Origin of the sequence: Paramesorhizobium endophyticum, assembly GCF_014640615.1 — a bacterium.
Taxonomy (GTDB): domain Bacteria; phylum Pseudomonadota; class Alphaproteobacteria; order Rhizobiales; family Rhizobiaceae; genus Paramesorhizobium; species Paramesorhizobium endophyticum.
The window spans coordinates 1-1,712 of sequence record NZ_BMHH01000069.1; the positions used below are offsets into that span (position 1 = coordinate 1).

At 57.0% G+C, this 1,712-nt stretch carries 2 protein-coding genes, 1 tRNA gene and 1 pseudogene; all 4 read left to right on the top strand.

The window, feature by feature from the left end; all coding sequences use genetic code 11:
* Positions 1-152: 152 nt before the first annotated feature.
* A tRNA-Met gene (locus IEX53_RS23555) sits at positions 153-229 on the top strand.
* 444 nt (positions 230-673) lie between these two features.
* Positions 674-1,093 carry an IS66-like element accessory protein TnpA gene (gene tnpA, locus IEX53_RS23560; protein ID WP_188826602.1) on the top strand — a complete coding sequence of 140 codons (420 nt, stop codon included), beginning with the start codon at positions 674-676 and terminating at the stop codon, positions 1,091-1,093.
* Complete coding sequence (tnpB, locus tag IEX53_RS23565; RefSeq protein ID WP_188826601.1) at positions 1,090-1,443, top strand: IS66 family insertion sequence element accessory protein TnpB; 354 nt, start codon at positions 1,090-1,092, stop codon at positions 1,441-1,443. The genes tnpA and tnpB overlap by 4 nt, the downstream gene beginning before the upstream one ends.
* Before the next feature lie 44 nt (positions 1,444-1,487).
* Positions 1,488-1,712, top strand: a pseudogene (locus IEX53_RS23570) (IS66 family transposase); the annotation flags it as partial.

Here is a 1,712-nt window from a genome sequence, read left to right on the forward strand (position 1 = left end):
CAGGTCTGCCAAGCGCAAAGTCATAAAAACTATCTTCTCACTCACGAAAACGCAATCACGGCTCGATCTCAACCTAAAGCCAGTGATTGCACCAAGCCTTCGCAGGTCACTTCAATACAGCCAAACCGTCCAGTGACCAGCTAAAACATTATCGCGGGGTGGAGCAGCCCGGTAGCTCGTCAGGCTCATAACCTGAAGGCCGCAGGTTCAAATCCTGCCCCCGCAACCACTGATAACGACAAACCCGTAGCATCCGCTGCGGGTTTTGTTGTTTTTGCAGCATTTCCAATGACTTGCCGCTCCGTCCAATTGAGGATTGTGCCCAACTCGCCGTGCAGTGTCGCGTAAATTTCGCCGCGTTCCGGCCCCGGTGTGAGCGAAATCTTCTCGATCAGCCCACGTAAAGTCTCTGCCGCTTCTTGGCGCTCTTCCTTGCGATTGAGCGCCTTGGTCAGGGCAGAAACCTTCTTCGCATAGATTGCCGAGGCGCTCGACAGAATGTCTGGTGTGTCCTCTGGAGTATCGGCCAGCAGGGTGTTCAGTTCGGTCTTGCGTGCCTCCAGCGTGTCCATCTCTGCCTTCATGGTACGCATCCGAGCAAGGGCGCCTGTGAATTTTGAGAGTATATGTGCAGACACTGTCCTTATTGACAGGAATAGGGGCAATGACACGCATGTCTATTATCGAAGGGACGCCTGGCGGACGGGTTGATCGGCTTGAGATCGTCAACACCGGTCGGCGGCGGAATTTCAGTACTGAAGCGAAGCTGCGGATTGTGGCTGAGAGTTTTCGGGGTGAGAACCAGATCAATGCCACAGCGCAGCGGCACGGGATCAGTCGGTCGCAGCTTTACCGCTGGCGCAAGACCTTTGGTGAAAGCCTGTTGCGGGCGGCGCGGCAGGAAGGGTTCGTCCGTGCGGTCGTGGTGCCGAACCCACCGGGCGTGGAACTCCCGACGCCGGTTCGAACCGAGAGGTGGGAAAAGGATCGCATGGAAATCGTGAGCGCGAATGGCCGGCGGGTGATTGTGGGCAGCGGGGTTGATGTCGATACGCTGCTTGCGATCGTGCGCGGGCTGGAGACATTGCGATGATCTCGCTTCCTTCCGGCCAGGATGTGCGGGTCTGGCTTGCGACGGGATATACCGATATGAGATGCGGGTTTCCGTCTCTGGCGCTGCGGGTGCAGGAGGTTCTGAAGCAGGATCCTCTTGGCGGCAATCTTTTCGTTTTTCGCGGGCGCAGCGGATCGCTGATAAAAGTCATCTGGAGCGACGGTCAGGGCAGCTGCCTGTTCACAAAAAGGCTCGACCGCGGGAAGTTCATATGGCCTTCGGCGGAAGGTGGCGCGGTTGCAATATCGCCTGCGCAGCTGAGTTATTTATTATCCGGAATAGACTGGCGCAACCCGCAGGAAACATGGCGTCCGACGAAGGTCGGATAGCATTATTCTATTGATAATACAGTAAAATCTGATTGAATGGCTTCATGAGTTTGAAGCCTTTCGCTCTTCCGGACGATCTTGCCGGCGCCTATATGGCGCTGCTTTGTGAGCATGAGATTTTGCAGGCCGAGCGCGATGTGGCGGTTGCCGAGGCTGCCAATGCGCAAGCCATGCTGTCCGACAGCGCGGCCCTGATTGCCAGCCTTGAACTGAGGATCGAAAAGCTGAAGCGTGAACTGCGGGGCCAGCGCTCCGAGCGCACGGCGCGG

Coding starts and splice junctions, on each gene's coding strand:
- tnpA (WP_188826602.1), top strand. CDS start 674: ATGTCTATTATCGAAGGGACGCCTGGCGGACGGGTTGATCGGCTTGAG.
- tnpB (WP_188826601.1), top strand. CDS start 1,090: ATGATCTCGCTTCCTTCCGGCCAGGATGTGCGGGTCTGGCTTGCGACG.